Origin of the sequence: Bradyrhizobium oropedii (assembly GCF_020889685.1) — a bacterium.
Classification (GTDB): Bacteria; Pseudomonadota; Alphaproteobacteria; order Rhizobiales; family Xanthobacteraceae; genus Bradyrhizobium; species Bradyrhizobium oropedii.
Map to the genome: position 1 here is coordinate 1 of NZ_JACMYO010000314.1, position 5,440 is coordinate 5,440.

General features: G+C 65.4%; 7 protein-coding genes. 2 read left to right on the plus strand and 5 right to left on the minus strand.

Going from position 1 to position 5,440, the window contains the following annotated elements; translation table 11 throughout:
* From H8A95_RS41320 to H8A95_RS41330, 3 genes are all read right to left on the minus strand, one after another.
* On the minus strand, positions 1–1,125 hold a 1,125-nt coding region (locus H8A95_RS41320; RefSeq protein ID WP_229188218.1), incomplete at its 3' end, for an FHIPEP family type III secretion protein.
* 198 nt (positions 1,126–1,323) lie between these two features.
* Positions 1,324–1,620 carry a hypothetical protein gene (locus H8A95_RS41325; protein ID WP_229188219.1) on the minus strand — a complete coding sequence of 99 codons (297 nt, stop codon included), beginning with the start codon at positions 1,618–1,620 and terminating at the stop codon, positions 1,324–1,326.
* Positions 1,621–1,725: 105 nt separating this feature from the next.
* Entirely contained in the window at positions 1,726–1,935 is a 210-nt protein-coding gene (locus H8A95_RS41330) for a hypothetical protein (RefSeq protein ID WP_163160755.1), read from the minus strand.
* Between the two features lie 269 nt (positions 1,936–2,204).
* On the opposite strand from H8A95_RS41330, the gene H8A95_RS41335 reads away from it, so the two are divergent.
* A complete protein-coding gene (locus H8A95_RS41335) occupies positions 2,205–2,648 on the plus strand; it encodes a hypothetical protein (RefSeq protein WP_229188220.1) in 444 nt (147 codons plus the stop codon).
* Positions 2,649–2,791: 143 nt separating this feature from the next.
* A complete protein-coding gene (locus tag H8A95_RS41340) occupies positions 2,792–3,991 on the plus strand; it encodes an MFS transporter (RefSeq protein ID WP_229188221.1) in 1,200 nt (399 codons plus the stop codon).
* Between the two features lie 86 nt (positions 3,992–4,077).
* On the opposite strand, the gene H8A95_RS41345 is transcribed toward H8A95_RS41340, so the two are convergent.
* Both H8A95_RS41345 and H8A95_RS41350 read right to left on the minus strand, forming a co-directional pair.
* On the minus strand, positions 4,078–4,482 hold the full coding sequence (locus H8A95_RS41345) for a DUF4864 domain-containing protein (protein WP_420839539.1): 405 nt from the start codon (positions 4,480–4,482) through the stop codon (positions 4,078–4,080).
* Positions 4,483–4,756: 274 nt separating this feature from the next.
* Positions 4,757–5,440, minus strand: a 684-nt coding sequence (locus H8A95_RS41350) for a lysozyme inhibitor LprI family protein (protein WP_229188222.1), incomplete at its 5' end; no start/stop codon positions are given.

Below are 5,440 nucleotides of genomic sequence, written 5' to 3' on the forward strand. Positions count from 1 at the left end.
CCGCTTCTGCTTGCGCGCATTCCAGGCCAGCATCGCGGCGCCGGAGCCGAGCGCGAGGAACGGCAGCGTCGGAATGCCCGGCAGGAGCGCCAGCACCAGCATGACGCCGGCCGACATGCCGAGCGCCTGCGGATAGCCGGAGAGCTGGCGCATCAGCGCCTTGTCGGCGGCGCCGGTGATACCGGCCTTGGAGACCAGCAGACCGGCGGCGGTCGAGACGATCAGCGCGGGCACCTGGGTGACGAGACCGTCACCGACGGTCAGCACGGTGTAGCTGCGAGCGGCCTCGCTAAAGGAGAGGCCCTGCTGGGCGACGCCGATGATGATGCCGCCGACGATGTTGATACCGACGATCAAAAGGCCGGCGATGGCGTCGCCGCGGACGAATTTCGAGGCACCGTCCATGGCGCCGAAGAAGCCGCTTTCGTCCTCCAGCGCCTTGCGGCGCTCCTTGGCGGCTTTCTCGTCGATCAGGCCGGCGGACAGGTCGGCGTCGATCGCCATCTGCTTGCCGGGCATCGAGTCCAGTTGGAAGCGCGCCGCGACTTCGGCGATGCGGCCCGAACCCTTGGTGATGACCACGAAGTTCACGATCACCAGGATCGCGAACACGATGATGCCGATCACGAAGTTGCCGCCCATCACGAAGTTGCCGAAGGCCTCGATGACGTGGCCGGCAGCCGCCGTGCCCTCGTGACCATGGCTCAGGATCAGCCGGGTCGAGGCCATGTTCAGCGACAGCCGCAGCATGGTCGAGATCAGCAGGATGGTCGGGAATGACGAGAATTCCAGCGGCGCCTGGATGAACAGCGAGGTCATCAGGATCAGGATCGAGACCGTGATCGAGACCGCCAGGAAAAGGTCGAGCACGATCGAGGGCAGCGGCAGGATCAGCACCACCAGAATGGTGAGAACGCCGAGCGCCAGCGCGAGATCGCCGCGCTTCAGGATGTCGCCGATCTCGCCGAGGCTCGGCAATCCGCTCTTGCCTGCCGTGCCCTGACCCGCCGTGACGTCGACCATGGTAGCCGCTCTCCCTCGCGACTGGCGGCCGCGGCCGCCAAGCGTCTGCGCGACGGCCGCTGGGCCGCCGTTCCGAAAGTGAGGCACCGCGCTGGCGTTCACGGGGATCTCCGCCCGTTAGACGCGTTCGACGACACTCGACTTCACTCGGCAATTCTTGCCGGGTGTATGGTTAGCAAAGGGTTAATAAGTGCCGTCCGAGGGCTGCGCGGGACGTCGCAGGCGTCAGGCCATCGGGATTCCGGGCCGGGAAGGACGGATCCGGACCGTCCGGCCGTTCCGCGGGAGGGGGCGCGACCTCTACCTGAGCACGCCGAGCACGGCGCCCGATGCGGCGATGATGCCGAGCCCGATGACGCTGGCGCGCCACAGCAATTGCTGCCGGGCGGCGCGCCGGTCGTGGAAGGCCAGCCAGTCATGGACAAAGCCGGCGGGGATGTCGAACACCACCGCCGACTGATTGCGATAATGCGTCTCATGCTCGCAATACATCGTCCGGACCGTCGGCACGCCCAGCCGCTCGAGCTCGCAATGCCACTCCCAGGCATGCTGGCCGTTGGTCCAGCGATTTTCGAAGGGGACCACGTGTGATTCCATGACGAGCCTCCTGGCCCACCCTTGAACCTCACATGGCAATCCTAGCTCAATCCATGGACCGGCGCGAGATCGGCGTTGGCCGTCTCGGGCCGGTCATGGCCGCCGCTAGTTGGCGGACTGCATCCACTTGCGCCAATGCGTCGGCTGGATGTCGAGAGGCTTGCTGCTGGCATGGCCGACCCATTCGCCGCCGTCCCGGTGGCACGGGAACATCAGCGCATGAACCATGCCGTCATAGTCGAGGACGCAGACCTCGAGCTCCCGGTCCGACGGCGCTGACGCAACGGGTAACCACTCTGCTGACGACGAATGCATGACGATCCTCCGACAGTGTGCGCTTCGATTCGACTACCCTGCGAGCTGCGCGCCATCCGGCGGCATGATAGCTCCGGACGGCGAGCCGCCAGTGTGAACCGGCTCGCATTGTAGCAGTATTTCTCGTCAGCATGGATCGCGGTTCGATGGCCGATATTCCCGGTCGATCGGTTGGGCTGCGATCCCTGCGGCGCACAATACGGATTGAACTTTCGCAGCCCGGTCTCCGACGAAATGCCAGCAACGCCGCTCAGCCGCCAGAGGCATCGATGTCGAACCGGACAGGTCGAACCGTGACAGCAGGATTTGCCGCCGCAATTGCGCTGTTTCTGGCGCCGGCATCAGCCGCAACGCTGCCGGACGACCGGACCTGGCTGGTCCGCATGATCTCCTGCAAGGGTAACGGCGTCCTGATGGAGGTCTACCTGCCGCAATCCGTCGTCTTCGCGCCGCACGGCGGCATGGCTGCGGGCAAGACAGCGGACGGCTTCTACACGCTCGATCTGACCGAGCTCAACAAGGGCAAGGATCTCGAGCCGGTGCATGTGACGATGAGCGCCGACAAGAAGTCCGTCACCGTCGACCAGTACACGCGCGGCTTGCCGCCGACCCGCATACCGGTCGGGGGCGGCACCGTGGATTTCGATCAGCGGTTCGGCGTCGGCGCGAAGTGCGGCGCGTTCCAGGCACAGGATCCGAACTACGGCAATTGAGGCACTTCACGCGTCGGTGAGTTCGGCGCGTCCCCTTGCTGCTGCATGCCTAATCTCTCGGCAACGCGCTTGACCTTGAGGCAAATGCCGACGAAGTTCCGCGTGCCGTGGTAATTTCTTCTGAATATTCCCCCGAAGCCGCATTGTTCATTCCCGACTCGCGCCGGGCATGGCTGCGTCTTGTCGTGGCCGTGGTGATCGGTTCGCTCGGCAGCGTCGGCATGTGGTCCGTCGTGGTGGCGCTGCCGGTGGTGCAGACCGACTTCGGCGCGACCCGCGGAACGGCCTCGCTCGCCTTCACGATGGTGATGCTCGGCTTCGGCATCGGCCAGGTCGTGACCGGCAAGATCAGCGACCGCTTCGGCATCGTCGCGGCGATCGGCGCCGGGATCGGCATTCTCGGCCTCGGCTATATCGGCGCCGGCTACGCGCCCTCGGTCTGGGCCTTCATCCTGCTGCATTTCGCGATCGGCCTGTCGTCGGCCGCGACCTTCGGCCCGCTGATGGCGGAGGCGTCGCACTGGTTCGAGCGCTACCGCGGCCTTGCGGTCGCGATCGCCGCGAGCGGCAATTATGTCGGCGGCACGGTGTGGCCGCCGCTGGTCAATTTCGGCATCCAGAGCGTCGGCTGGCGCACCACCCACATCGCGATCGGCATCTTCACCGCGCTCGGCATGACGCTGGCGCTCATGCTGCTGCGCTTGTTGATGGGGGCCGCGGTCAGGCGCAACCACGTCAACGCGGCACCGCCGCGGGTCGACCTCAGGCTTTCCACCAACGCGCTGACCGCGATCCTGTCGCTCGCATCGATCTCGTGCTGCGTGGCGATGGCGATGCCGCAGGTCCACATCGTCGCCTATTGCGGCGATCTCGGCTACGGCGTGGCGCGCGGCGCCGAGATGCTGTCGCTGATGCTCGGCTTCGGCATCATCAGCCGGATCGGCTCCGGTTTCCTCGCCGACCGGATCGGCGGCATCCGCACGCTGCTGATCGGCGCGATCGCGCAGGGCTCGGCGCTGCTGTTCTATCTGTTCTTCGACAGCCTGACCTCGCTCTACGTCATCTCGGCGATGTTCGGCCTGTTCCAGGGCGGCATCGTGCCGAGCTACGCCATCATCGTGCGCGAGGCGATGCCGGCGTCGGAGGCTGCGACCCGGATCGGCATCGTGATCTTCGCTTCGGTGTTCGGCATGTCGTTCGGCGGTTGGATCTCGGGCGTGATCTTCGACGCCACCGGCTCCTATGCCGCGGCCTTCGCCAATGGCCTCGCCTGGAACCTGCTCAATGTCAGCATCATCCTGCTGCTCTTGATGCGGTCGCGGCAGCGGCTCGCAATGGCTTGATCTGGAAAAGTACGAAGCGGTTTTCCTCGCGACAAACGCGAGGAGCGTTTGCGCGGGGATCATGCCAAATAGGAATCGACCCTTGATCACACCGACTGGCCGGCCTTGAGCAGCGAGCAGCCGGTGATCTTCAGACTGCCGTCGGCCTGTCGCTCCAGCGTATAGAGCGCCTCCCACGCCTCGCCATTGGCATCGACGATGTGCACGCGCTGCGCGATCCGGTCGCCGTCGCTGCGCGCCTCGCCGAACTCGAAGCTCCTGTGCCGATAGACCGGTGCGTATTGGCTCTGCACCATCGACATGAAAATGTCGGCCTGCGGAAAGATCTGCCGGATCGCGGGCGCGGCGTAGGAATAGGCGCCGGCGGCGTCGTCGCGGCCGAACGCCTGCTCCTGGGCGCGGATCACGCCTTGCGCCGTGGCGACGTCATCGGCTGCTGCGGGCGAGGTGAGGGCGAACAGGATGGCGGCAATGAGGGCGATCGCGCGCACGCGGATGCTCCGTGGCGACTGCCCGAGCCTACGTGAAAGCCGATCGCATGGTTTCACCAACAATCGATCTCCTCGGAAAATTGATCTGCCGCAAGGTTCCTTCCGGTCGGCGCACTAGCCTTGATTCGTCAACCTTGGAGGACTGCCATGACCCTCGATACCATTCTCGTCGTCATCGCCGTAACCATGATGTTCGGGACGGTCGCCTTCGTGATCGCCTATGGCGACAGGCAGACGCGCAATTTGTGACCGCAACAGCCCGCCATCCGACTCTTCAGCGGATCGAGCCCTTGAAATTGTCGATGTCGGGCGAGGGGCGGGCGGGAAACAGCCGCGCGGTCGAGGAGTTGTCGAGCCGGCGCTTGCATTTCGCCTCGTCGGCGCTGTCCTCGGTGCCGTCCTTGTCGGTGCGTTTTTTAGCAAAGGCATCGTCCTGCCGGTTGACGATCAGCATGGCGTGGTCGCGCTCCAGCGTATCCGGGTTCTTGCGCCGCTCGTCGGAGCGGAATGCGCCGCCCGTGATCTTGCCGGTCATCTCGTAGTCGCAGCCCGCCTTCCAGTCGCCCTGGTCCCACTTCCATCCGATCGCCTTCACGGCGCCGTCCTTGTCGGCGGTGACCTTGATGATGGCGTTATAGGCGAGCCAGACGCCGGCAAGGCCGCTGCGCTTGTCGTCAAAGCCTTCGAGCAGCGCCAGCCGTTCGCGCTGCAAGCCGTTGACGTGATCGCGCGCATCGACGGTGAAGTGCACCTGCGATGACTGCTTGTTCCAGGCCGGATGCAGGAATTCCGGATACTCCTCGGTCTGGCTCTTCACCCAGTTGCGCTGGTCGTCGATCAGCGCGCGCCGCGTCGCGTCGTCGAGCCGCGGCTGCAGCGCCTTCCAGGCGCGGTTCAGCCGCTGGTCGTTGTCGGCAAGATCGGGATCGGCGCAGATCTCCTCATCGGTCGCAGTCTC